The sequence below is a fragment of the Nonomuraea sp. B208 genome, from assembly GCF_057536035.1.
The window spans coordinates 16,763-41,135 of the sequence record NZ_BAAJOU010000030.1 but is presented as its reverse complement, the minus strand read 5'-3'; the positions used below and the strand labels follow the sequence as shown (position 1 = coordinate 41,135).

Annotated in this window: 19 protein-coding genes; 12 read left to right on the top strand and 7 right to left on the bottom strand. The window is 72.2% G+C overall.

Annotated features, from left to right (window positions below):
* Nucleotides 1-22: 22 nt before the first annotated feature.
* Entirely contained in the window at nucleotides 23-874 is an 852-nt protein-coding gene (locus AC27IY_RS41780; protein ID WP_344216832.1) for a CDP-alcohol phosphatidyltransferase family protein, read from the bottom strand.
* A gap of 48 nt (nucleotides 875-922) precedes the next feature.
* Complete coding sequence (locus AC27IY_RS41775; protein ID WP_423443157.1) at nucleotides 923-2,368, bottom strand: glycosyltransferase family 2 protein; 1,446 nt, start codon at nucleotides 2,366-2,368, stop codon at nucleotides 923-925.
* Nucleotides 2,369-2,518: 150 nt separating this feature from the next.
* Between AC27IY_RS41775 and AC27IY_RS41770 the strand changes: the two genes are divergently transcribed.
* Together AC27IY_RS41770 and pseI are read left to right on the top strand one after the other, a co-directional pair.
* Nucleotides 2,519-3,010 carry a GNAT family N-acetyltransferase gene (locus AC27IY_RS41770; protein WP_487181418.1) on the top strand — a complete coding sequence of 164 codons (492 nt, stop codon included), beginning with the start codon at nucleotides 2,519-2,521 and terminating at the stop codon, nucleotides 3,008-3,010.
* Nucleotides 3,007-4,050: a pseudaminic acid synthase gene (gene pseI, locus AC27IY_RS41765; RefSeq protein ID WP_487181417.1), complete on the top strand. Its 1,044-nt coding sequence runs from the start codon at nucleotides 3,007-3,009 to the stop codon at nucleotides 4,048-4,050. The genes AC27IY_RS41770 and pseI overlap by 4 nt, the downstream gene beginning before the upstream one ends.
* On the opposite strand, the gene AC27IY_RS41760 is transcribed toward pseI, so the two are convergent.
* Together AC27IY_RS41760 and AC27IY_RS41755 are read right to left on the bottom strand one after the other, a co-directional pair.
* On the bottom strand, nucleotides 4,043-5,014 hold the full coding sequence (locus AC27IY_RS41760; RefSeq protein WP_449956009.1) for a PseG/SpsG family protein: 972 nt from the start codon (nucleotides 5,012-5,014) through the stop codon (nucleotides 4,043-4,045). The two genes, pseI and AC27IY_RS41760, sit on opposite strands and share 8 nt — an antisense overlap.
* On the bottom strand, nucleotides 5,011-5,748 hold the full coding sequence (locus tag AC27IY_RS41755) for a cytidylyltransferase domain-containing protein (RefSeq protein WP_449956006.1): 738 nt from the start codon (nucleotides 5,746-5,748) through the stop codon (nucleotides 5,011-5,013). The genes AC27IY_RS41760 and AC27IY_RS41755 overlap by 4 nt, the downstream gene beginning before the upstream one ends.
* Before the next feature lie 83 nt (nucleotides 5,749-5,831).
* Here AC27IY_RS41755 and pseB point away from each other — a divergent pair, with 83 nt between their 5' ends.
* Nucleotides 5,832-6,809, top strand: a complete 978-nt coding sequence (gene pseB, locus AC27IY_RS41750; protein ID WP_344216820.1) for a UDP-N-acetylglucosamine 4,6-dehydratase (inverting) — start codon at nucleotides 5,832-5,834, stop codon at nucleotides 6,807-6,809.
* Nucleotides 6,809-7,933, top strand: a complete 1,125-nt coding sequence (locus AC27IY_RS41745; RefSeq protein ID WP_449956003.1) for a DegT/DnrJ/EryC1/StrS family aminotransferase — start codon at nucleotides 6,809-6,811, stop codon at nucleotides 7,931-7,933. The genes pseB and AC27IY_RS41745 overlap by 1 nt, the downstream gene beginning before the upstream one ends.
* A gap of 9 nt (nucleotides 7,934-7,942) precedes the next feature.
* Here the strand turns inward: AC27IY_RS41745 and AC27IY_RS41740 are convergent, their stop codons facing one another.
* From AC27IY_RS41740 to AC27IY_RS41730, 3 genes are all read right to left on the bottom strand, one after another.
* The gene (locus tag AC27IY_RS41740; protein WP_487181416.1) at nucleotides 7,943-9,829 is read right to left on the bottom strand and encodes a glycosyltransferase family 2 protein; all 1,887 of its coding nucleotides are present in this window, start codon (nucleotides 9,827-9,829) and stop codon (nucleotides 7,943-7,945) included.
* 134 nt (nucleotides 9,830-9,963) lie between these two features.
* A complete protein-coding gene (locus tag AC27IY_RS41735) occupies nucleotides 9,964-11,793 on the bottom strand; it encodes a hypothetical protein (RefSeq protein ID WP_487181414.1) in 1,830 nt (609 codons plus the stop codon).
* Nucleotides 11,790-12,653, bottom strand: coding sequence for a hypothetical protein (locus AC27IY_RS41730; protein ID WP_364461475.1), 864 nt, complete (start codon nucleotides 12,651-12,653; stop codon nucleotides 11,790-11,792). The genes AC27IY_RS41735 and AC27IY_RS41730 overlap by 4 nt, the downstream gene beginning before the upstream one ends.
* 137 nt (nucleotides 12,654-12,790) lie before the next feature.
* Between AC27IY_RS41730 and AC27IY_RS41725 the strand changes: the two genes are divergently transcribed.
* The 8 genes from AC27IY_RS41725 to AC27IY_RS41690 all read left to right on the top strand — a co-directional run bounded on the left by AC27IY_RS41725 (nucleotide 12,791) and on the right by AC27IY_RS41690 (nucleotide 24,369).
* Nucleotides 12,791-13,039: an acyl carrier protein gene (locus AC27IY_RS41725; protein ID WP_329585324.1), complete on the top strand. Its 249-nt coding sequence runs from the start codon at nucleotides 12,791-12,793 to the stop codon at nucleotides 13,037-13,039.
* 1,119 nt (nucleotides 13,040-14,158) lie between these two features.
* Nucleotides 14,159-14,995, top strand: coding sequence for an SDR family NAD(P)-dependent oxidoreductase (locus tag AC27IY_RS41720; RefSeq protein ID WP_487181412.1), 837 nt, complete (start codon nucleotides 14,159-14,161; stop codon nucleotides 14,993-14,995).
* Nucleotides 14,996-15,465: 470 nt separating this feature from the next.
* On the top strand, nucleotides 15,466-16,758 hold the full coding sequence (locus AC27IY_RS41715) for an AMP-binding protein (protein ID WP_487181411.1): 1,293 nt from the start codon (nucleotides 15,466-15,468) through the stop codon (nucleotides 16,756-16,758).
* Nucleotides 16,759-16,828: 70 nt separating this feature from the next.
* Nucleotides 16,829-17,854, top strand: a complete 1,026-nt coding sequence (locus tag AC27IY_RS41710; RefSeq protein WP_423473957.1) for a LuxE/PaaK family acyltransferase — start codon at nucleotides 16,829-16,831, stop codon at nucleotides 17,852-17,854.
* Nucleotides 17,854-18,219: a hypothetical protein gene (locus AC27IY_RS41705; protein ID WP_487181410.1), complete on the top strand. Its 366-nt coding sequence runs from the start codon at nucleotides 17,854-17,856 to the stop codon at nucleotides 18,217-18,219. Before AC27IY_RS41710 ends, AC27IY_RS41705 begins: the two co-directional genes overlap by 1 nt.
* 137 nt (nucleotides 18,220-18,356) lie before the next feature.
* Nucleotides 18,357-19,610, top strand: a complete 1,254-nt coding sequence (locus tag AC27IY_RS41700; RefSeq protein WP_487181409.1) for an acyl-CoA reductase — start codon at nucleotides 18,357-18,359, stop codon at nucleotides 19,608-19,610.
* A 1,528-nt stretch (nucleotides 19,611-21,138) separates the two neighbouring features.
* A complete protein-coding gene (locus AC27IY_RS41695) occupies nucleotides 21,139-22,944 on the top strand; it encodes a hypothetical protein (RefSeq protein WP_487181407.1) in 1,806 nt (601 codons plus the stop codon).
* 111 nt (nucleotides 22,945-23,055) lie between these two features.
* Nucleotides 23,056-24,369, top strand: coding sequence for a glycosyltransferase (locus tag AC27IY_RS41690; RefSeq protein ID WP_487181406.1), 1,314 nt, complete (start codon nucleotides 23,056-23,058; stop codon nucleotides 24,367-24,369).
* Nucleotides 24,370-24,373: the final 4 nt, after the last annotated feature.

The following is a 24,373-nucleotide window of genomic DNA, read 5'->3' as shown; positions in this document are numbered from 1 at the left end:
TTCGTACTTACCCCCGAAAAACTTAGACGAGAACGTGCTCTCGGCTCTCCCGAGAGGAGGCGACGGCGTGCCTGCGCGTGAAGCGCCACATCCGGTAGACAAGAAAGACCTCGTTGGCCAGCAGCAGCACCCCGGCCGCCGCGGCGAGCGGGATCAGCGCCCATGCCCCCGCAAGAGGCGCGACCACGAACACCGCCGCGTGGAACTCGATGCCGCTGATCAGGTGCGAGCGCACCCGGTGCCGGGCCAGGAACCTGTTCAGCCGGCGGAAGAAGCCGGACGGGCGCGGGACCCGCTCCAGCGGCTGGGTGTCATCGTCCGGCTCCGGCGGCCCCATGGGCTCCAGTGCCGGTCCCAGCGGCTCCGCCGGCCCGTGCGCCACCCCCTGGCGCTCGTCCCTGACGGCCTCGCGGACCCGCTTCATCTGCGGCGCGTTGACGTACCTGAACAGGTCCAGCACGGCCACCGCCGCGCCGAGGACCACGTAGCCGACCTCGCCGGTCAGCGCGTACTGCCCGTACGCCAGGCCCGCGGCGCACAGCACGACCCTGATCCGGTCCCCCACGTAGTCGAGCCAGAGGCCGAAGGGCGTCCCCGTGCCCTTCAGCCGGGCGATTTTGCCGTCCACGCAGTCGATCATGAAGCTGAGATAGAAGACCGCGGCGCCCGCTACGAGCTGGTTCATAGCGAAACAGGTGGCCGACGCCACGCCGAGGACCAGCGAGAGGACGGTCAGCCCGTTGGGCGTGATCCGGGTGTGGTTGGCGACGGGGAGGGCGACCCGGCAGGCGACCGGGTCCACGAAATACACGGTCCACCAGGAGTCTCTCCGCTTGCGTGTCTCGTGGACGTCATCGAGCGAATAGGTCCTCATGCAGACCAGCATGAACACGGGCCGCGCTCCGGTGATTACTGTCTGGAACTACTGGGGGATGTCCTGGCCGGTTCTTGACCAACCCGGCACGGTGAATCGCCACGTGCCCCCGGCCTCGCCGTCCCTGCACCAGCCCTTCAGCACCAGGCCGCGGGTCTCCGTACGGGCCTGGAGCCGCCAGACCTCCCCGCCGCCCGCCAGCCGGGCCGGGTCGAACGCGGCCACGAACCCGCCGCGGCCCGTCCTGCTCACCTCCAGCGGCACCTTGCGGCGGCCGTCGCTCAGCCACAGGTTCATCCGGTCGATGCGGCGGTCCACGCGGTGGACGGCCAGCTCGCCGCGCACGCGGTACTCCGCGCCCGTCCACGCGCAGTCGTCGACCCTGGCCAGCAGCCTGAGCTCGTCGCGGGCGTCGAACACCTCGTCAGGGATGCGCAGCCGGCGGTCGCGGAAGAACGGGTAGTCGCCGTACCAGCCGGTGGTGCGCCAGCCGCGCGGCACCACGCGGGTGCCGGACTCGGCGCGGGCGCGGCGGAAGTCGCGCACCTTCCGCAGCTCCGCCACCAGCCCCCGGGTCATGAGGTGCAGCTCCAGGCGGCGCAGCGACGGCGCGGTGGCGACCGCCCGCGGCCCCAGCTCGGCCACCCAGGCGCGGGCCAGGTCGAGCAGCGGGCCCGGCTCCGCGCACCTCTCCAGCGCCTGGAACAGGAAGAGGATGTCCTTCTCCAGCACCAGCGCGTCGAACCCGTCGAGCAGCTCGGGCGCCCGCTCGTCGAGGAAGGCGCGCACCGAGCGGATGGCGGCCAGGCGCTCGTTGAGGTTGGACAGCTCGTTGCGGCGCTGGGTGATCGAGTCCTCCCCCTCCTCACGCCGCCGCCAGTGGTAGACCACCTCGCCCAGCATGTCCACGCTGCCGGCCAGCACGTGGGCCTGCATGGCGACCGGCACGTCCTCGTAGATCCCGGCGGGGAAGGTCAACCCGGCGCGCTCCCAGAAGTCGCGCCGGTAGACCTTGTTCCACACCGTGCGGTCGCGTACCAGCACCTGCTTGTCGGTGATGTGCGTGCACAGCACCGGCCGCCTGAACACCTTCTCGTGCAGCGTGGACTCCTCCAGCACGCCGTCCACGAGCCGCCCCACCGCCCCGCAGGCGAGGTCGGAGCCGGTCTCGGCGAGCTTGGCGACCAGCCGCTCGTACGCCTCCGGCGGCACGACGTCGTCGGCGTCGGCGAAGGCCAGGTACGTGCCCCGCGCCAGCCGGATCCCGGCGTTGCGGGCCGGCCCGGGGCCCTGGTTGCGCTGCGTGACCAGCACGAACCGGGGGTCGGCGGCCGCGAAGTCCTCGGCGACGCGCCGGCTGCCGTCGGCGGAGCCGTCGTCCACCATGACGACCTCCAGGTCGTCCAGCGTCTGGGCGGCGAGCGACTTCAGGCACTCGGTGATGTAGGGCTCCACGTTGTGGAACGGGACGATGACGCTGAGCAGGGGGATCATGGCCGATGGGGCTCCTTGACCTCGCGGGAGTGCGTTCGAGGGCAGCATGCCGCGCCGCCCGCGCCGGGGACGCGCGCCTGAAGAGCTCTTTACCGGCGGCGCGATCGGCTACGTTGAGCACCAGGACGAGCACGAACGGTAGGGGGCGGAATGCTTCGCGGCGCGCACGACGACGACCTCCCGGCCATGCGGCGCTGGCGCAACCACCCGCGGGTGCGCGCCGCCAGCTTCACCACGCACGAGATCGGCGCCGACGAGCACGCCCGCTGGTGGGCGGCCGTCCGCGCCGACGCCACCCGGCAGGTGCTGATCTACGACCACGACGGCGTCCCCGCCGGCGTGGTCGCCTACTCCGACCTGACGCCCGCGAGCGCCGACTGGGGCTTCTACCTCGACCTCGACGGCCTCGAACGGTCGGGCGCGCTGCTGCGGGCCTGGGCCGGGCTGGAGCGCGAGGCCATCGCCCACGCCTTCGGCCCGCTCGGCCTCACGGTCCTGCGGGGCGAGGTGCTGGCCGACAACGCGCCGGTCAGGTCGCTGCACCGGCGTTTCGGCTTCGCCGAGGTCGCCGCCTACCGCCGGGACGTCGACGGGGTGCCGCGCGACGTCGTCGCCATCGAGCTCAGGAGGGAAGACACATGATCTCCATCGCGGGCCGGGCCGTCGGGCCCGGTCATCCGCCGTACGTCGTGGCCGAGCTGTCCGGCAACCACAACGGCAGCCTGGAGCGGGCCCTCGCCATCGTCGACGCGGTGGCCGACGCCGGGGCGCACGCGGTGAAGCTGCAGACGTACACACCGGACACGCTGACCGTCGACGCCGACGGGCCGGCGTTCCGGCTGGGCGACGCGCACTCGCTGTGGGGCGGCGAACGCCTCTACGACCTCTATCAGCGGGCCCGTACGCCGTGGGAGTGGCACGAGCCGCTGTTCGCGCGGGCGCGGGAGCGGGGGCTCGCCGCCTTCTCCTCGCCGTTCGACCCGACGGCGGTCGAGTTCCTGGAGAAGCTGGACGTGCCGGCGTACAAGATCGCCTCGTCCGAGCTGGTGGACCTGCCGCTGATCCGGCTCGCGGCGGCCACCGGCAAGCCGCTGATCATCTCGACCGGCATGGCGACGGCCGGCGAGATCGGCGCGGCCGTGACCGCCGCCAGGGAGGCGGGCTGCACCCGGCTCGCGGTGCTGGCCTGCACGGCCTCCTACCCGGCCGCGCCGGCGGAGAGCAACCTGCGGGCGCTGCCGCTGCTGGCCGCGCTCACCGGCGAGGTCGTCGGCGTCTCCGACCACACGCCCGGCATCGGCGTTCCGCTGGCGGCGGTGGCGCTGGGGGCGTGCCTGATCGAGAAGCACGTCACCCTGGCGCGGGCCGACGGCGGGGTGGACGCCGCGTTCTCGCTGGAGCCGGCCGAGCTGGCGGCGCTGGTGACGGAGAGCGCGCGGGCCTGGGAGGCGCTGGGCGAGCCGGTGCTCGGGCCGCGGCCGTCCGAGCGGGAGGGGCTGCGCTTCCGCCGCTCCCTCTACGTGGTGCGCGACGTGCGGGCCGGCGAGGAGGTGGGGCCCGGCAACATACGGTCGGTCCGGCCCGCCGGGGGGCTGCCGCCTGACGCGGTGCGCGAGGTGACGGGGCGGCGTTTCGTCCGTGACGTGCCGAAGGGCACGCCGCTGACCTGGGACCTCATCTGATCAGAGCCAGGAGGGCGTCGGCGACGCGCTCCCTGCCCCGGCCGTCCACGAGCCCGCCGCCCCGGCGGCCGTGCTCCTCGCGGGCGGCCGGGTCGGACAGCAGGCGGGTCAGGACGGCGACGGCCTCGGGGCCGGGCGCGCGGCCGAGACCCGCCGCCACGCCCCTGCCCACCAGCTCGTCGTAGCCGATGAGCTGGTTGTCGGCCACCCAGCTGAGCGCCGTGGGCACGCTGAGGTAGAGCAACTCCCAGATGGCCGAGCCCGCGGCGGTGACCACGAGGTCGGCGGCGGCCATCAGCTCAGGCAGCCGGTCGGTGGGCGGGATGACGGTGATCGGCGTCCCGGCTGCGAACGGGGCAGGACTCACCACCGTGGCGGTGAACGGCACGCCGGTCGCGCACAGGGCCTGCGCCCAGGCGGGGGCGACCCCGGCGGCGTCGGTGCCGCCGAAGAAGCACAGGACCTCCGGGACGCGGTCCGGGCGTCGGGGGGCGCGGGCGCGTCGCCGTACGCTGTCGCGCAGCAGCACGTAACGGGCGCCGGCCAGCACGGGCCCGGCGGGGAACGGGCGGCGTTCGGCGCCGAGGTTCTGGTCGAGATAGAGGTCGGCGTGCTGGCCGAGCGGGTCGCCGTCGACGACGGCGAGCACGGGCAGCCCGTGACGGCGCAGCTCCTCGCCCGTGCCGGGCGGCAGGCGGTAGGAGTCGAGGACGACCGCGTCCAGCCGGAGCGCGCGGGCCAGCGCGGCCAGGGCGGCCGGCGGCTCGGGGGCCGGGGTGAGCGGGAGCACGCGCTCGCGGAGCTGGGCGAGCGCCCAGGGCGAGTCGCGCACCGCCCCCAGGAAGACCGGGCGCGCGCCGCGCGAGCGCAGCTCCTCGGCCAGGGCGACGCAGCGGACGAGGTGGCCGACCCCGCTGTCCGCGCCCGCGTCGCAGCGGATCCCGACGCGCGGCCCGGCGCTCACGCGTCCTGCAGCGCCTTCTGGCGTACGTGGGCGTTGAGCCCGCACACCTCGGGGCGGGCGCGCAGCCAGCTCACCAGCGCCCGCATCGGCACGCAGCGGTCGCCCAGCTCGCTCACCACGCGGGAGATGAGCAGCCAGTCGTCCTCGGTGTCGAGCGTCAGCCTGAGGTCGGCGGCGACCGGGTGGTAGGCGAGCCCGAGCAGCCGGGCGTCGTCTGCGGCCTCGGTGTAGATGTGGGAGGTGACGTGGACGCGGTGGTGGGCGACGGCCTCGCGGTCGCAGCGCTCCAGCGCCGCCCGCGCGATGATCTCGACGTCGAGGCCGCGCGGCAGGGTGCGGGCCAGGCTCGTGCTGAGGTAGTCGAGCCCGGGGACGGCCTGGAAGACGAGCGCGGCCTCCTTGACGACCGTCGGGTCGAGCAGCGGACAGTCGGCGGTGAACCGCATGACGGCCTCGCCCGGCCGCTCCTCCAGCGCCTGCGTGAACCGGGTGAGCACGTCGTCGACCGGGCCGCGGTGGCAGGGGACGCCGAGCGCGGCGCACTCGGCGGCCACGGCGTCGTCCTCGGGGAGCGTGGTGGTGGCGACGATCAGCTCGTCGAGCGCGGCCGACTCGCGGGCCGCGCGGACCACCCAGCCGAGCACCGACCGGCCACCGTCGCCGAGTTGTCGGAGCACCTTGCCGGGCAGCCGGGTGGATCCCATCCTGGCCTGAACGATTCCGACAATACGCACGAAAGCCCCATTCCCCCGTGTGACAGTGCGTCATAGGCCGATCGCGTTATGCTACCGCCCGGCACACGATTTCAGGGGGCGACGTGAGCATTCTCCATGGGTCGTCGATGTTGATCACCGGGGGCACGGGGTCGTTCGGAAAGGCCTTCATCCGCCACGCGCTCGACTCGGTCGGGGTTCGGCGCCTGGTGGTCTTCTCCCGCGACGAGCTCAAGCAGTACGAAGTGCGCCGGCTCTTCGCCGACGACGAGCGGCTGCGCTGGTTCATCGGCGACGTCCGCGACCGCGACCGGCTGACCAGGGCCATGCACGGCGTCGACCACGTCGTGCACGCCGCCGCGCTCAAGCAGGTCGACACGGCCGAGTACAACCCGTTCGAATACGTCCGCACCAACATCGCCGGCTCCCAGAACGTGGTGGAGGCCGCCATCGACTGCGGCGTGCGCAAGGTGGTGGCGCTCTCCACCGACAAGGCCTCCAGCCCGATCAACCTCTACGGGGCCACCAAACTGGTCGCCGACAAGCTGTTCGTCTCCGCCAACCACTACGCCGCCGCCCACGAGACCCGCTTCTCCGTGGTCCGCTACGGCAACGTCGTAGGCAGCAGGGGCTCGGTCATCCCGCTCTTCCAGCGCCTCGCCGAGCAGGGCGACAGCCTGCCGATCACCGACAAGCGCATGACCCGGTTCTGGATCACCCTCGACCAGGCCGTCCGGTTCGTCGTCGACTCCTTCGAGCTGATGCAGGGCGGCGAGCTCTACGTCCCGCGCATCCCCAGCATGCGCATCACCGACCTCGCCGAGGCGCTGGCGCCGCAGAGCCCCCTCTACGAGATCGGCATCCGGCCCGGCGAGAAGCTGCACGAGGAGATGATCGGCCCCGACGACGGCCGCCGCACGCTGCGGCTGGCCGACCGCTACGTCGTGCAGCCCACGATCGCCACCTGGGGCTACCGCCCGCCGCAGAGCGGGGAGCTGCTGCCCGAGGGGTTCGCCTACCGCTCCGACACCAACGACCAGTGGCTCACCGTCGACGACCTGCGCGACATGGTGACCGGCTGATGCTCCCCTACGGACGGCACTCCGTCGACGAGAGCGACGTGGCGGCGGTGACCACCGTGCTGCGCGGCGACTGGCTGACCACCGGGCCCGCGGTGGCCGCGTTCGAGGCCGAGCTGGCGCGCTGGACCGGCGGCGTGCCCTGCGTGGCGGTCACCTCCGGCACGGCCGCGCTGCACGTCGCCTACGTCGCGGCGGGCGTGCGGCCGGGCGACGAGGTCATCACCACGCCGCTGACGTTCGTGGCGACGGCGGCCACGGCCGCCCTGCTCGGCGCGCGGGTGCGCTTCGCCGACGTGCAGCCCGACACCGGCAACCTCGATCCCGACGCGGTGACCGCGCTCGTCACCGGCCGCACGCGCGCGGTCACCGCCGTCGACTACGCGGGCCATCCCGCCGACTACGACCAGCTCAGGGAGGTCGCCGAGCGGGCCGGGGCGCGGCTGATCGCCGACTCGGCCCACTCGCTGGGCGCCTCCTACAAGGACCAGCCGGTGGGGACGCTCGCCGACCTCACGACGTTCTCGTTCTTCCCCACCAAGACCGTGACGACGGCCGAGGGCGGCGCGGTCGCCGCGGCCGACCCCGAGCTGCGGCTGCGGGCCGCCCGCTTCATGAACCACGGACTCGTACGCGAGCCGGCCGCGCAGCGCGATCCCGGCGTGGGCGGCTGGCACCAGGAGGTGCACGCGTTCGGGCTCAACTACCGGCTGCCCGACGTGCTGTGCGCGCTCGGCGTCAGCCAGCTCCGGCGGCTGGCCCGCTTCCGCGAGCGCCGCGCCGAGCTGGTGGCCCGCTACAACGTGCTGCTGCGCGACGTTCCCGGGCTCACGCTGCCCGCGCGGCGCGCGTACGTGTCGCCGAGCTGGCACCTCTACCCCGTGCGCGTCCGGCACGGGCGGCGGCGCGAGGTCTACGACCGCATGCGGGCGGCCGGCATCGGCGTGCAGGTCAACTACATCCCGGTCTACTGGCATCCGGTGTTCGAGGATCTCGGCTACCGGCGGGGCATGTGCCCGGCCGCGGAGGCCTACTACGCCGAGGAGCTGTCGCTGCCGCTCTTCCCCGACCTGACCGACGCCGAGCAGGACCACGTGGTCGACACGCTGGCCGCGATCCTGCGTTAGCCGTTCCGGCTAGCGCTCGGCGAGGAGCAGGCAGCCGTCCTCGCTCCGGTCCACCAGGAAACGCCGGTCGGCCACCAGGGCGACCGGCCGCTGCCCGGTGCGCACCAGCGGGCGCAGCGCCTTGCCCTGGTCGATCACGACCTCCCACCACGACTCCTGGCCCACGCTCTCGTCGAGGTCGGCGAGCGGCACCCTGGCGTGGAAGTCCTGCCCGGCGAGCGCCACCGGGAAGTACATCTCCTCGCCGTCGCTCCTGCGGCGCAGCCGCAGCACCGGCTCGCCGTCGCCGACGTCGGCCAGTTCCCCCGAGAACACCAGGTCGCCGCCGTCCACCCGGCACTCGCCGATGATCACCTCGGCCAGGCGCAGCCGCAGACCCCAGGCCCCCCGCGCGGTGCGGACCGGCACCACCCACACGCCCGACGCGCGGCGCGGGGCGGGGATGCCGGGCGGCAGCCAGCGCGGCCCGGCCACCCGGCCCTCCAGCCGCAGCCCGTGCCCCCTGAGCTGCAGGCGCAGGTCCCACTGGCCGCGCCGGGTGAGCTGGGCGGCCGAGAGCGCGGCCGGGTCGAAGGCGAAGGCGAACGGGAACACGTGCTGCGGCAGCCGCACCCCTTCCTCCTCCTCGACGCTCTCCCAGACGGGCGCGGACTCCTGGTCGGACAGCCGTACGCGCTCGCCGGTGCGGCGCTCCTCCAGCCACACGCGTACGCGCGCCCGGCGCACCACGCCGATGTCGAAGCTGCCGACGCCGACCCGGCCCTCGCCCACCAGGACGCCGCGCCTCCAGCCGAGCTCCACCAGGCGGGCGGCGAGGCCCAGCTCCTCGGAGACGTCCGACAGGCCGCGCGGCAGCCAGGGATGCCAGGCGTGCCAGCGCCTGCGCAGGATGCCCGCCGGCCGTACCGGTGGCCGCAGCCGGCCGTCGCGGGCCTGCGCGTGCACGTCGCCCAGCTCGGGCAGGCGGTGCCCACGGAGGAGGTGGAGCTGCAGCCGGTGCGCGAACGGCACGCTCAGCCACGCCTCGCGGGACACGCCGTCGAGGTAGCGGACGATCAGCTCGACCAGCTCGGGATCCGCTTCGGCGCCCATCCCGGCCACGGCCTCGGCTGCCACCCCCATGTCGATGTCCATGGTGTCGCGGTCGAAGGCGGGTTTCAGCCGGGGGGCGCGGCGGGCCAGCAGGTCGGCGGTCTCCAGCACCGACAGCAGGCGGTCGCGCAGGTTGCCCGCCTCCAGGCTGCGCTGGGTGATCGAGGTGCCCGGCTCGTCGCGCTCGCGCCAGTGGTAGACGACCCTCGCGAGGACGTCCACCGAGCGCGCGCCGACGTGGGCGGCCATGGCGACGGGCTGGTCCTCGTACATGCGCTCGGGGAAGCTCAGCCCCAGCCGGTCCCAGAAGGAGCGGCGGTAGACCTTGTTCCACAACATCCGGTCGCGGATCAGCAGCGGGTGGCGGGTGATGTGGGTGCGCCGCTTCGGCTTGGCGAACGCCTCCCGGTGCGCCCACGACGGGACCAGCAGGTTGCGGTGCAGGCGCATGACGTTGCCGCAGGCCAGGTCCGAGCCGGTGGCCTCCAGCGAGGCGACCATCCGCTGGAACGCCTCACGCGGGACCGTGTCGTCGCCGTCCACGAACGCCAGGTAGCGGCCCGTCGCCCGGGCGAGGCCGACGTTGCGGGCCCGGCCCACGCCCTGGTTGGCCTGGATGACGAGGGAGATGCGCGGGTCCTCGGCCTGCCTGGCCCGTACGACGTCGGGTCCGTGGTCGTCGCTGCCGTCGTCGACGCAGATCACCTCCAGGTCGTCCAGGGTCTGGGCGCGGATGGAGTCCAGGCAGGGGCCGATGTACTTCTCGACGTTGTGGAACGGGACGATCACCGAGAGAACCGGCACGTGTACTCCTCGTCGTCGCTGCGTCATCTGTCGTCGTCTGTCGTCTGGGTCGGTCGGGTGGTCCGGGCTTGTGGGGTGGTCCGGGCCTGTGGGGTGGTCCGGGCGTGTGGGGTGGTCCGGGTCGGCTTGTCGCCTCAGCCGGACAGCAGGCGGATGACCTTCTTGGCGACCCGGCGCGGCCGGGCCAGGCGGCGCGAGAGCCGGTAGCCGAGCGTGCGCCGGTAGGCGGTCGCCTTCCGCTGGGTCCTGCGCAGCTTCCCCTTGGCGCGTACCAGCTCGCGCTCCCGGTAGGAGAGCTTGGTCTCCAGCCGCGCGATCCTGGCCAGGGCCGCGGTGAGCTGATCCGCCAGCCGGTCGCGGGCGCCCAGCAGGTCGCGGTACGTCGGCGCGTGCCCGGCCGGCTCCGCCGGCTGCCCCAGCTCGGCGTCCAGCTTGCGGGCACGGTCGAGGTCGCCCGGGTCGCAGGAGCGGCCCGCCATGCCGCACAGCGTCAGCGTGAGCTCGTCGGCGTCGAGCGGCCACGGCCACGGGTGGTGGTGGCCGGCGGCCTGGAGGCGTACGGCGAACCGCAGCAGGATCCGGCACAGCACGATCCGGGGATCGGGCGGGACCGCCGGGCCCTGGAGGTCGCCTATGGGGGCGAACCGGGCGCCGTCGTACACCAGGCTGTCGGTCGCCGCCGCCGCGTCGCCGCCGTCCTCCACCCAGTCCGCGAGGGCGGTCAGCAACTCGCGGACGGTCGCGGTGTCCTCGCGGGCGCACGCCTCGACGAGGATCTCCTCCAGGACGCGGCCGGCGGGGATGGGACGTTCGCCGCCGTCGGGGAGGCGTCTGAGGCCGGTGTGGGTGAGCTCGTACAGGGTGCCGCCCTCCTGGACCAGGCCGAGGGGCAGTGCCGGGTACGAGCGCTCCTCGGCGTCGCTTCGCTCCTTGGTGAGCAGCGGGGGCCGTACGGTGACGGCGAGCCACGCCGGGGCCAGCTCCTCGCCCAGGCGGTGCCTGAACACCAGGCGGGTCAGGCGCAGCGGGTCCGCCACCAGCATGCGGTCACCGTCTCTGGCGCCCAGCGGGAACGCCAGCGCGTCCGGCAGGTCGAAGGCCAGCGCCTCGCGGGCGAGCAGCGCGCGCGGCGCCTGCCGCGCCGGATAGGCCGCGTAGCAGCGCTGCACGCTCAGCCCCGCCGACTCCAGCGCGGCGTCCAGCGCTCCCGGGCCGCTGGGGTAGCTGGGGTCGAAACCGTGCGGCGCCCACTGGTCGTCGCCGCCGTCGCGGTCGGCCGGGCGCGCCTCCAGGATGCGGTCCACGCCCAGGTCGTTGTGCACGCCGAGCACGAGCCTCCCGCCGGGCGCGACCAGGGCCGACAGCGCGTCGAGCGACTCGGCCCAGGACGCGGCCGGGGCCTCGGCGGAATGCGTCCGCAGGAGGCCGTCGAGCGCCAGCACGAGATCGTACGGCTCGTCGGCGGCGAACGCCTCCAGCCGGCCGCAGAAGACGTCCAGGGCGGGGTGGCGTTCGGCGAGGGCGCAGGCGTCAGGATAGGACCGCACCAGCACGGCCACCCTGCCCGCCAAGGGGGTGAGGGTTGTCTCGTCCACCGACAGCGCAGCTTGGGCGGTTGACGTTTCCCCCAGCAGGCCGGGTCGGGCGGTCAGCGCCTCCCCCGCCAGCCCGGCCTGGGCTGTCAGCGCCTCCCCCGTCAACCCGGCTGTCGGTGCCTCTCCGGTCAGCCCGGCTCGGGCGGTTGGCGCCTCCCCCGTCAGCCCGGCTTGGGCGACCACCTCGTCCACCACCGTCTCCGGGTGTGGTCCGACCAGCAGCACCTTGCCGCTCGCCGGCACCATCCGCCTGATCAGCTCAAGTGCCGCCCCTCGCCAGTCGGTGACGCCGCCGGACATGTCGGCCATATCCGACCACAGCAGCATCTCCCCCCCGACCAACCGGACGTTCTCGGGTGCCTCGTTCACGCGTACCGCACCCGCTTCCATCCGAACATGCGCCGTAGCTCCTCCGGTGTCGCCTGATACTCGAATCCCAGCTCCCGCCCCGCCACCTCGGCCGCCAGCCCCGGATCGACACGCACGCCGTGCAACTCGGGCCATAGCCGCATCCGGCGCGCGGTGCCGCCGTACTCGGGGCGTTCGTCCTCGTACTGCATGGGGTCCCCGTACACCGCGACCTCGCAGCCCACGGACGCGCCGTAGAACAGCGCGCTGCCGAGCCGATTGGAGGCCACCCTGCGATGACGCCGCAGCTGGATCAGCTGCTTGCGCAGGAAGTCGCGCCCCTTGCTCTCCCAGCGGGAGCCGCGCTCACCATGACAAATAACCCGAAATCCCCGCGATTCATACGCCTGCCGGATGTCCAGGTTTGCGAATTCCAGCCAGTAAAGGCAGACCGTTACCGGCCCTGTCTCGACATCTCGGATTTCGGCGGCGAGCCGGTCGTGATCGCCCCTGACGGAGCTCTTCTCCCAGCCATGGAAGGGATACCAGATCGTACCCTCGCGTTTTGTGGTGACGCCGAGTTCGGGCTCCAGATGGAGGAGGTAGATCCAGGGCGCGCCGATGAGGTAGTGCCCCCTGCGGCCCATCGACCAGCCTCGCCGGCGCAGCACGTCAGACCATACGAAACGCGGATAACCCGGGCTGCACCAGTGGTCGTTCGGCGGGAATCCGTGCAGATAGTTCCATCCATGCTGAAGGAAACCCTGGATGCGTTTCGGCGTTTCGTCCGGCATCTCACAGTATCTGCCGAGTATGCGCGAGTGCCCGTACCAGTGATTGGATTCGTCCATCATTCCCCCGTAGCGGTTGGCGCGCCCCATGCGACATTCCCAGCCCCGAACATGCCTCACTCGCCGTTATACGGTTCCATTACTCCCGGCGGGGCCTTGGTTTCTCCGGACCCGAAAGTGCCGCTACACTCGGTCGTGGCCTGAGAACAGAGAGTTAGCGAGTGATCATGAGCCATCTCGACCGGTTGCGGGCCGTCTTCCGCAGATCTCTCAACCTTCCCGCCGACGCACCCGTCGACGACCTCGAATACCGCGCCATCCAGCAGTGGGACTCGCTGGCTCACATGGCGCTGGTCGCCGCGATGGAGGACGAGTTCTCCATCATGATCGACACCGACGAGATGATCGACATGAGCTCGTTCGCCGCGGCGGCCGAGCTCCTCGAAAAGCACGGCATCGGCACCGCCGCCGTCTGAACGCACCTCCGGGCATCGCATCGGGGTTCACGCAGACGCGCCGAAGGCACACGCAGGCGTCGGGGGACGCCACGACGCACTTCGCGACGCACATCGACTCACCTCCGGTCCACCGGGGGTGTCATAGACCGGGCCAGCCATCGTCCGAGCCATTGGGGGCGGCATGACAACGGACCAGGCAGCGTCTACCGCACACGGGAGGACGCGATGACACCGGACCCAGGACCGGGCACAGCACCGGACGCAGCGCCGGAGCCAGTACCAGGCGCAGTACCGGCCGCAGCACCAGATCCAGCACCGGACTCAGCATCAGGCTCAGGACTGGGCGGGGCGCTGGGCGCAGCATCGCACTCAGGACCGGGCGCAACATCGGACCCTGGGCCGGGCTCAAGGCCGGATGCAACATCGGACTCAGGACCGGGCGCAACGCCGGACCCAGGACCGGGCTCGTGGCCGGGCGCAGCATCGGACTCAGCGCCGCCGAACCCAGGACCGAGCACAACATCAGACTCCGCGCCGGACCCAGTGCTGGGCCGGGAGGCGGCCGGGCGCCGCAGCCTCGCGCCACCGTCCAGGGACATCGGCGACACCACGGCGACACCGCATGGCGGCAGCGCCGCCGCCGACGCTCCGGCAGCCCATTCCCAGAGCGCCCCTCCCGCCGAGGCGTCCTCTCCGCACGCCCACACCACCGACGCAGCCTCCGCACACGGCTCCACCGCCCGGGCAACCTCTCCGCAGGGCTTCGCCGCCGCTGAGGCAACCTCTCCACAGGACTCCACCGCCGCCGAGCCGACCCCTTCCGGTGGTCACGCCATCACACCGGCGTCTCCCAGCGGGCCCTGCACCGGAGCGGAGCTCACAGGCGGCCCAGCAGGCAACGTCGCTTCTCCGTACGAGTTCACGGCTGAAGCGGCGTTCCTGGGCGAGCCGACCACCGCGCCGGCTTCCGCCAGTGCCCCCAGCGCGTACGTCGTCGAAGCGCCGTCTCCTGGCGGTCCTACCCCTGCGGCGCCTTCTGCTGATGGCGAAGCAGCGGCCGTCCCACGGCCAGAGCAAAGCCGCAACAGCCCGACAGGAGCGACGGCCGCCCCCAGCCCGCGCACCACCGGCACCGCCATGGACTACGCAACCGCGTGGACCGGCCTGGGCACCCGCCGCACAACAGCCGAACCCTCCTCCGGCCGCTACGCGGATCGGACCATGAGCCTGGCCACCGCCTCCCCCCGCGTCGTCCTCATCACCGGCTCGACGACCGGGATCGGCCGCGCGACCGCAGCCCGGCTGGCCGCCCACGGCGACCGCGTCGTGCTCCATGGCCGCGACGAGGAATGCGCCGAGAAGGCCGCCGCCGAGGTGGCGGCGCAGACCGGCGGCCTGACGGACGCCGTCCACGGCGACGTCGCCGATCCCACCCTCGTCTCGGCGATGATGCGGCGGATCCACCAGCGCCACGGCCGGCTGGACGCGCTCGTCGTCAACGCCGGCATCCACGCCGCCGGTCTCCTCGGCATGGTCCGCACCGAGACGGTCGGCCGCCTCTTCGAGATCAACGCGATCGGCGCGACCCACACGCTGCAGGCGGCGCTCAGGCTCCTGCGACGCGGGACCTCTCCGTCGGTCGTCCTCGTCTCCTCGGTCATGGGCCGCGCGGGCGGCCCGGGGCAGGCCGTCTACTCTGCCTCCAAGGCGGCGCTCATCGGCCTCACCCTCGCCGCCGCCAAGGAGCTGGGTAGCTCCGGGATCAGGGTCAACGCCGTGGCCCCTGGTTACATCCAGACCGACATGCTGTCCACGCTCGAACCCGACGCCCGTACCGCCACGATCGCCGCCACGCCGCTCGGCCGCCTCGGCCGTCCTGATGACGTCGCGAGCGCTGTGGCGTTCCTGCTCTCCCCCGACGCCGACTTCATCACCGGCCAGGTCCTCGGCGTGGACGGCGGTCTGGTGCCATGACAGGAAACGACCAGCTCAACGACCAGCGGGACGGCGGGTCCAACGACGAGCAGCCGCTCCAACCGGCACAGGGGAAGCCGCCCCAGCCGCCGACACCGTCGCATCTGGGCCCTTCCGCGGGGTCAGCGGCGTCGAAGGCGCCAACGACCTCTCCAGCAGGGCAGATCACCTCGAAGACGGCATCCCGAACGCCGGCAGGACCGGGCACCCCGAAAGCGGCAGCCGTTCCCTCGGCAGGGCTGGGTGCTCCGAAGCCGGTGGCCGTTCCCCCGGCCCAGCCGGTGCCGGCGAAGGCGGTCGGCACGCCGGTGACGGGGTTGATCGCCACCGGGACAGCAGCCGTCCCATCCACAAAGCCAGGGCCAAAGCCAGAGTCGGAGTCGGAGTCGCGGACAGGGGCGAGGATTTCGGAGATGGGAGAGGTCCCGGGAGTCGCCGAGGGAGGGGTTTTTCCACATCCTGAGGCGCAGGTGATCATCGCCGGGGAGGGGGTGGTGCTCGGAGCCGGTGAGCTGGAACGGCGGATCGTGCGGACAGTCGAGATCCTGGCGCGGCTGCGGCCCGGCCCGCTGTTCTGCGGGATGCGCAACAACCTCGCCTCGGTGCTCCGCTACCTGGCCGCGTTCCGTTCCGGGCGGCCGGTGGCGCTGCTGGATCCCGACCTGTCGCCGGGCACGCTGGCAGAGCTGGCGGCGCGGTTCCGGCCCGCGGCGCTGCTCGGGTTCACGCACGCGGCCGACGGCTCGTCACCGGCCCGCCGCGACACGCCCGAGCCGCATCCCGACCTCGCCGTCCTCCTCGCCACCTCGGGTTCCACCGGCAATCCCAAGCTCGTACGCCTGTCCCGCCAGGCCGTCCTCGCCAACGCCGCCAGCATCGCCACCGCCCTGTCGATCACCCCGGACGAGGTCGCGCCCACGAGCCTGCCGCTGCACTACAGCTACGGGCTCTCGGTGCTCAACAGCCATCTGGCGGCGGGCGCGACCGTGATGCTCACGGAGGCGGGGCTGCTGGAGCGATCGTTCTGGGCCCATCTGGACGCGCACCACTGCACGTCCCTGGCCGCCGTCCCCTATCAGTACGAGATGCTCCGCCGCCTGCGCTACGACCGTGCCGAGCATCCGTCCATCGCCACGCTCACGCAGGCCGGCGGGCGGCTCGCTCCGGAGGCCGTCACCGAGTTCGCGGCGAAGGCGGACCGGTTCTTCGTTATGTACGGGCAGACGGAGGCCACGGCCCGCATCGCCGTCCTGCCTCCGGACCGGCTGGCCGACAAGCTCGGTTCGGTGGGGCGGGCCGTGCCCGGCGGGTGGCTGGAGATCGACGGCGACAGCGACGGCGAGGTCGTCTACCACGGGCCCAACGTCATGATGGGCTACGCGGAGACCGCCGCCGACCTGGCCCGCGGGGACGACCTCGGCGGCGTCCTGCGCACCGGCGACCTCGGGCGGCTGGACGCGGAGGGCTTCCTCCACCTCACCGGGCGGCTCAAACGCATCGCCAAGATCTTCGGCGTACGGGTCAACCTCGACGACGTCGAACGCCTGCTGCGCAACGCGGGCCCGGCCGCCGCCACCAGCGGCGACGACCGGGTGACGGTCTGGGCCGAAGGGCTGGACGCGGCCGGCTGCGCGGGGCTTGCCCGGCGGCTGGGCGCCGAGCTCCGGCTCCACTGGAGCGGCTTCGACGTACGTCCCATCGACCGCCTGCCCCTGCTCGCCACGGGAAAGGTCGACTACCGCTCCCTGGAAGGACGCACATGAACACGCCCGGAAGCCGTGCGGCGCGGCCGGCCGGCAGGCGGTGGGGCCCGGTGAAAGCGAGGAGCTCGGGGTGAGCGTTTTCACGTTGCGCGAGGAGGAGCGGGAAGCTCGGCTTGTGAGGGAGCTGGCCGAGCTGACCGAACGGCATCGGGCGGCGTGCCCGCCGTACCAGCGCATTCTTGACGCGATCGGGGCGCGGCCGCCGTACGAACGGCTGGTGGATCTGCCCTGGCTGCCGGTGCGGCTGTTCAAGACGCACGAGCTGCGCAGCGTTCCGCCGGAGCGGGTGTTCCGGGTGCTGACCTCCAGCGGCACCACCGGGCAGCGGCCGAGCCGGGTCTACCTCGACCGGGAGGCGGCGGCTGCGCAGACACGGATGCTCGCGGCGACGCTCAGGGAGGTGCTGGGCGAGCGGCGGCTGCCCATGCTGGTGGTCGACAGCAGGTCGGTCGTACGCGACGCGACGCTCAGCGCCCGCGGCGCGGGCGTGCTCGGGATGATGAACTTCGGCCGTGACCACACGTTCGTGCTGGACGAGCAGGGGCGGGTGGATGCCGAGGCGGCCAAGGCGTTCCTGGCGCGGCATGGTGGCGGGCGTTTCCTGGTGTTCGGGTTCACCTTCATGGTGTGGCTCTACCTGCTGGATCTGGGCCTGGATCTGTCGCAGGGGGTGCTGATCCACTCGGGTGGGTGGAAGCGGCTGGCCGAGCAGGCGGTGGACAACGCGGAGTTCCGGCGGCGGCTGGGGGCGGAGTGCGGGCTCGTACGGGTGCACAACTTCTACGGGATGGTCGAACAAATCGGGACGATCTTCCTTGAAGGGCCCGACGGGGACGGCCTCTACTGCCCGGACTTCGCCGACGTCGTAATCCGGGACCCGGAGACCTGGGAGGAGGCGCCACCCGGAGTGCCGGGGCTGGTCGAGGTGGTCAGCACGCTGCCCACGTCCTATCCGGGCCACGTGCTGCTCACCGAGGATCTGGGCGTGGTGCGCGGCGTCGATGACGGGGCCTGGCCGGGAAAACGGTTCGAGGTGCTGGGCCGGCTGCCACAGGCCGAGGCACGCGGCTGCAGCGACACCTTCGGACAGCACTGATGGCGAGCGGAACCCCGCCCACCGGAGAGAGGCCGGCGACCCGGGGCAAGGACGGGTGCCTCGGGGACGACGGTCAGGACGGCCGGGGCAGGAGCGGGCGCCTCGGCGACAGCGGCCAGGCAAGCTGGGGCAAGGGCGGGTGCCTCGGGGACGACGACCGGGACGTCTGGGACAAGAGCAGGCGCCGCAGTGACAACGGCCAGAACGGCTGGGGCAAGGGCGGACGTCTCGGTGGGGACGACCGGGACTTCCGGGTGAGTGCGGGTGTCACGGTGGCGGCAGTCGGGATGCGCAACGAGCTCGGGCGCATGAGACGGCGGGGACGGCGGCGGGAGTTGCTGGGGTGGCAGGGATGGCTGCGGTGATGTCGAACGGGAGCGGTGGCTCGGGGCAGGGCGATCGGGGACACTCCCGCCAGGTGCAGGTGTTGTTTCCCAGTGCAGGCGTCGTACCCCTGGTGGATGGGCGGTCGCGGGCGGAGGCCGGAGCCCGTGAGAGGGCTGTGTCTGTCGCCAGGGACGTGGGTCTTGGGGAGGGCGCGTCCCTCGGCGGCGAAGCTGGGGGTCGTCAGGGCGTCGTCCCCGTTGAGGTGCTGCTTGGTGGGTTGCGGGGTGGTGAGCTCGCGGTCGGGGATGAGCGGGTTCGGGGGTTTTTGGCGGCGTTCGGGAAGCGGTTGTTGCGGTCCGCGTCGGCGCGGCGGCATCCCGAGCTCGGGTCGCTCGGATTCTTCCTGCGCCCCAGCGAACTGACGCGCACCCTGGACTCGCTTAACGGCGAGCACGTACGGGTGCCGCGCGGGCTGGTCTTCCACATCCCGCCGGCGAACGTCGACACCGTCTTCGTCTACTCCTGGGCCCTGTCCGCGCTCATGGGCAACCGCAACGTCGTACGGCTGTCGCCACGGGCCGGGGCGGTTGTCGGGGTGATCCTGGAGGCGTTGCACGAGGCGTCGGCCGAGGCTGATCCCATCGTGGGCGAGACGCAGCGCATCGTCACCTATGACCGGTCGGATGAGGAGGTGACAGCGGCCTTGTCGGCGGCCTGCGATCTGCGGGTGGTGTGGGGCGGCGACCGTACGGTGCTGGACGTGCGGCGGTATCCGCTCGCGCCGCATGCCCGGGAGCTTGATTTTCCCGATCGGTCGTCGTTCGCGGTGGTACGGGCGGCGGCCTGGTTGTGCGCGGAACGGGCGGTTCGGGTGAACGTGGCCGAAGGGTTCGTCAACGACGCCTACTGGTTCGACCAGGCCGCCTGCTCGTCGCCGCGGACGGTGTTCTGGGTGGGGGCGGAGCAGGACTGCGACGCGGCTCGGGCCGACTTCATCGATCACGTGGCGCGGGTGCTCGATGGGCGCGGGTGGGGCGTGGAGCCGGGGATGGCGGTGGAGAAGCGGGTGGCCACGTACGGGCTGGCCGCCGACGGGGTGGCTGAGCGTGTGGAGTTCCGGGGGAACGCGCTGGCGAACGTGATCCTGGTGGAGGAAGCGGTAATTCCGCGGCGGTGGTTGGGGGCCGGGACGTTCGTGCACTGCCGGCTCGGGGGGCTGGCGGAGCTGGGCGCGGTGGTGGAGCGGCGGGATCAGACGATGACGCACTTCGGGTTCGGGCGGGAGGAGTTGGAGGAGCTGGCCAGGGGGTTGGGCGGGCGGGGGGTTGATCGGATGGTGCCGGTGGGGAGTGCGCTCAGCTTTGGTCGGGTTTGGGATGGGGTTGATTTGCCGGTCGAGTTCACGCGGTTGGTGAGCGTCGTTCGGTGATGTTGCTGGGTGATGTTGCTGGGTGATGTTGCTGGGTGATGTTGCTGGGTGATGTTGCTGGGTGATGTTGCTGGGTGACGTCCCTTTGGCGACGTCCTTCGGCGGTGTGTTTAGGTGACGTCGTTGGGCGACATGCTTCTGATGACGTCTTTAGGCGACGTCCCCTGGGCAGCGCTTTGGTGACGTCGTTGGGCGATGTCGTTGGGCGATGTCGTTGGGCGATGTCGTTGGGCGATGTCCTAAGGCAATGTCCTTGGCGACATGCTCAGGAGACGTGCTTTACGTCCCCCCAAGGGAGGCCGGGTGGGCGAATGCGGGGTGGGGCCGCTTGGGATGTCTGGGGACGACATGACAGGCAGGCGGTGCTCAGCTGAGGTGCTCAGGGTCGTGCCCACTGGTGGCTTCAGGTAGACGGTGACCGGCGGGGTAACCCGTGGTCCGGCGGAGTGCCCACCGTCCGGCGGGAGTGCCCCACGGTCTGGAGGAATGTCCGGCGGGTGTTCGGCGGGTGCCCGGCGGTCCGGCGGGCGGTCGGCGGGTGTTCGGCGGTCGGCGGCGGTCGGCGGGTGTCCGGTGCAGATGCTCAACACTCGGCTGCCAACAGGCGGCCTCCCGGTTGTCCAGCGGGCGGTGGTGCTTGGGCTGGCTGCGGGCGGCGACTCTTGGGCTGGCTGCGGGCGGTGGTGGCAGCGTGGCGGTGTCGGGTCCAGTGATGCCGACGCGGTGATGCAAGCGCGGGGGCGTGCGGGGGCGGAGAGTGGTTGGGGGTTTGGTGCGGGGTCCTCTGGTGCGGCGATTCGTGGGGTGGTTGCCTGCGCTGGCGGTGAGTGCCGGTGTGGTCGTGGTGTTTCTGTGCTGCGGGGTCTCCGTGCGGGACCTGGTCGTGTTCGGAGGGTACCTCGGCGGTGGGGTCGCGCTGCCGGGGGTGCTGTTGTGGCGGGCGTTGACCGGTGGTCGTGCGTGGGCGGGGTTGGAGGAGCTGGCGGCCGGGTTGGCGGTCGGGTATGCGGTCGAGGTGCTGGCCTACCTGCCGGCTCGGGCGGCTGGGATGCCGCGGTTGGTGCTGGTTTCGTCCGTGCTGGTGGTCGGGGCTTTCGTGGTGGTGCCCGGGTTGCGGCGGTTCTGGGGGCACGTAGGGCGAGTGCGGGCGCGGGGGTGGTGCGGGCGGGAGCGGACGTCCGGGCGATGCGGGCGCAAGTGGTACGGGCAGGAGCGGGTCCCCGGGTGGTGCAGGCGGGAGCGCGAGCGGGAGTCATGCGGACGGGAGCAGGAGCCTGAGTGGTGCGAGCAGGAGCGGGAGCAGGTGTCTCGGCAGTGCGGACGGGAGCGGGAGTCCGGGTGGTGGGGGCGGGAGCGGGAGTCTCGGTGGGGCGGGCGAAAGCGGGAGCCGGGGTGGGGCGGGCGGGAGGGTGAGCAGGAGTGGTGCGGGCGGGAGCGGGAGTCTCGGTGGTGTGGGCGGGAGGGGGTGCCGGCGTGGTGTGGGTGGGCCTTGGGTGGGGTGGTTGGGTATTTGGTGGCTTGGAGTGCGTTGTTCCTGTATCGGGTGCCGGTGGGGAAGGCGTACGTGGATATGCCCTATCACCTGGCGCTGCTTGGGGAGGTCAAGCGGCAGGTGCCGCCCACGTTTCCGTCGGTGCTGGGTGAGGCGCTTCCCTATCACTGGTTCGTGTACGCCGAGATGGCGGCGACGAGCTGGGTGACCGGGATTGAGCCCGTCACGTTGGTCTATCGGCTCTCCACGTTGCCGATGATGGCCGCCCTGGTGGTGCTGGTGGCGGCGGTGGGGCGGCGGGTGGGTGGGAGCTGGGTGGCCGGGGTGGCGGCGGTCGGGGTCACGTACTTCCTGTTCGGGCCCGTGTTGCAGGACGGTGTGGTGTTCACGACGCGGTCGATGTTCACGGCCTGGGCCAGTCCTACGCAGACGTTCGGGGCGCTGCTTTTCGCGCCTGTGGTGTTGTTGCTGGTGAGTGGGGTGCGGGGGCGGGGTTGGGTGGTGCTGGTGCTGCTGGTGGCGGTGCTGGCGGGGGCCAAGGCGACGTTTCTGCCGGTGTTGCTGGCCGGGGCGGTGCTGGTGGCGGGGGTTCGGTGGGTGGTGGAGCGGCGGGTGCCGGGGCGGTGGTTGGGGGTGGCGGGGCTCGCGCTCGGGGGGCTGGTGGTGGCGCAGGCGGTGGTGTTCGGGAGGGGGACTCAGGGGATGGAGGTCGCGCCTTTCGCGACTATGCGGGTGTTGTGGGGGGTTGTGACCGGGGTTGCTCAGGGCGAGTCGGCGGTGCTTCCAGCAGAGGTGGGGGCGGGGGCGGGGGCGGTGTGGGTTTTTGGGGGGCTGGCGGCGGTGCAGTTGTTCTGTTTTGCGTGTGTGTGGGGTGGAGTCGCTGGGCTGGGGTGGCAGCGGATGGTGGAGCCGGATGTTCTGTTGCTGGTGGGGATGGGGGGTGCGGGGGTCGGTGCGGTTCTGGTGCTGGGGCATCCGGCGGGATCGCAGTTGTACTTCCTGGAGAGTGTTCGGCCTTATCTGTCGGTTGCGGCGGTTTGTGGGGTGGTGGTGGCTGGGCGGGCTTGGGCGGGTGAGGGGAGGTTGGCTGCTCGGGTGGTGAGCGCAACGGTGGCCCTGGGCGCGGGGGTGGCGGTGGTGGTCGCCGGGGGGCAGAAGCTGTTGCGCGGGTCCGTGCGGATTGAGGCGGATCTGGGTGGGTTGATGTGGGTGGTGGGGCCCTACTTGGTGGTGGCGGCTTTTGTGGTGCTGGTTGTGGTCACGGGGCTGGGGGCCACCACGGTGGTGCGGAGGAGGCCCGTTGGGCCCGCTCGGGTGGTGTTGGTGGTGGTGGGGGTCATGGCTGGGTACGGGGTGCCGGCGTCGGCGGTCGAGGTCGTTCGGCATGTGGTGCCTGATGAGGGGCGGCGGGAGCGGGTGGTGCCGAGTGGTGGGCGGGAGGCGGCACGGTGGTTGCGGGAGCACTCGCGGAGCGGTGACGTCGTCGCGACCGATCTGCACTGTCGTCCGGTCATCTCGCCGGGGTGCGACAGCAGGCATTACTGGGTGGCGGGGTTCAGTGAGCGGCGGGTGCTCGTTGAGGGGTGGGCGTATGCCGAGAGCACGTTGTCCCGGGCCAGGGAGTACGGCGGGTCGTACCTGAGCGTGCCGTTCGCGGATGCGGCGCGGCTCGCGGCCAACGACGCGGTGTTCGCGGCGCCGACGCGGGAGAACGTCCAGCGGCTCGCCGGCGAGTACGGGGTCCGGTGGCTTTTCACCAGGGTCAATCCACGGCTCGACGGCTATGCCGTTCTGCGCTTCCGTAACAGGGCGTTCTCCGTGTACGAGCTTCCCGCCGGGTAAAAGGATGCTCCCCTTCGGGGCATGCGCGCAGAAAACGCGCCCGCCCCGCGAGGGGCCCCAGCAGCATTTCCCTGAACGACGGCCACCCTAGGCGAAGGATCGGGGAGCTCGATGGACACGCGTGCCGCCATGCAGCCGACCTTCCGCGTCCTGGACGCGGCGGCCCGTCCGGCGAGCGTCGACATCGTCATCCCCGTGCTCAACGAGGAACGCGCCCTTCCTGGCTGCGTCCGTACGCTGGTGGCCTTCCTCGACGGCGGGTTCCCGCTGCCGTGGCGGATCACGATCGTGGACAACGGCAGCACCGACGCCACCTGGCCGGTCGCGACGGCACTGGCCGGCGAGTACGACCGCGTCCACGCGCGCAGGATCGACGTACGCGGCCGGGGCGCGGCGCTGCGGGCGGCCTGGCGAGAGAGCCAGGCCGACATCGTGGCGTACATGGACGTGGATCTGTCCACGGACCTCGGTGCGCTGTTCCCGCTGGTCGCGGCGGTGGCCAGCGGGCATTCCGAGATCGCGATCGGCACCCGGCTGGGCCGTGGCGCGCGCATCCGCCGATCGGTACGCCGGGAGGTGATCTCGCGCGGGTACAACGCGCTGCTCAGGCACGGGTTCCGGGCGGGGTTCAGCGACGCGCAGTGCGGGTTCAAGGCGGCGAGGGCCCGCGTGGTGCGGCCGCTCATGGACAAGGTCGAGGACGACGGCTGGTTCTTCGACACCGAGTTGCTGCTGCTCGCCGAGCATAACGGGCTGCGCGTGCACGAGGTGCCGGTGGACTGGGTGGAGGATCTGGACTCGCGGGTCCAGCTGGTTCGTACGGCGGTCGACGATCTGCGGGGCCTGGCCCGGGTGGCGTGGGCGATGGCGGTGGGGCGGGCGCGCGTTCCGGTGGTCCGGCCCGAGCTGGTGCCGTGCCATCCGGACGCGCTGCCGGCAAGTCCGCGGAGAGCGCGGTCGCGAGGAGGACGCCTCCAGGGAGGACGCCCCCAGGGAGAGCGGTCGCGAGCAGGACGCCCCCAGGGAGGGTGGTCGCGAGCAGGACGCCCTCAGGGCGAGCGGTCGCGAGCAGGACGGCCCCGGGGAGGGCGGTCGCGAGGAGGATGGCCGCCGGGCAGGGTGTTCGCCGGCTCGGTGCACGTGTTGTTCTCCGCCGTTCTCTATGCGATGGTTTATTGGCCGATGCGGGATTTCCAGGAACCCGCTACGGCGGCCACGTGCGCGCTTGTCCTGGCTGGCACCGCCGGCGCCGTGCTCAGTTTCCGCACGGCGCTGTTCTTCGCCGTGAATCTCGCGCTCACCGTGGCCCTCCTGCACACGCTGCCGCCACAGGCCGGGCGGATGGCCGAGGTGGGCGTGGTCGTCGCCGCGTACTGCCTGCTCATGGTGATCCGCGCCGCCACATCACCCCTCACGAGGAACTGAGAAC

What these genes read in the sequence shown, in the direction of transcription:
- AC27IY_RS41690 (WP_487181406.1), top strand. Translation starts at nt 23,056, where the DNA reads ATGGACACGCGTGCCGCCATGCAGCCGACCTTCCGCGTCCTGGACGCG.
- AC27IY_RS41730 (WP_364461475.1), bottom strand. Translation starts at nt 12,653, where the DNA reads ATGGGGCGCGCCAACCGCTACGGGGGAATGATGGACGAATCCAATCAC.
- AC27IY_RS41720 (WP_487181412.1), top strand. Translation starts at nt 14,159, where the DNA reads ATGGACTACGCAACCGCGTGGACCGGCCTGGGCACCCGCCGCACAACA.
- AC27IY_RS41775 (WP_423443157.1), bottom strand. Translation starts at nt 2,368, where the DNA reads ATGATCCCCCTGCTCAGCGTCATCGTCCCGTTCCACAACGTGGAGCCC.
- AC27IY_RS41780 (WP_344216832.1), bottom strand. Translation starts at nt 874, where the DNA reads ATGAGGACCTATTCGCTCGATGACGTCCACGAGACACGCAAGCGGAGA.
- AC27IY_RS41770 (WP_487181418.1), top strand. Translation starts at nt 2,519, where the DNA reads ATGCTTCGCGGCGCGCACGACGACGACCTCCCGGCCATGCGGCGCTGG.
- pseI (WP_487181417.1), top strand. Translation starts at nt 3,007, where the DNA reads ATGATCTCCATCGCGGGCCGGGCCGTCGGGCCCGGTCATCCGCCGTAC.
- AC27IY_RS41725 (WP_329585324.1), top strand. Translation starts at nt 12,791, where the DNA reads ATGAGCCATCTCGACCGGTTGCGGGCCGTCTTCCGCAGATCTCTCAAC.
- AC27IY_RS41705 (WP_487181410.1), top strand. Translation starts at nt 17,854, where the DNA reads ATGGCGAGCGGAACCCCGCCCACCGGAGAGAGGCCGGCGACCCGGGGC.
- AC27IY_RS41745 (WP_449956003.1), top strand. Translation starts at nt 6,809, where the DNA reads ATGCTCCCCTACGGACGGCACTCCGTCGACGAGAGCGACGTGGCGGCG.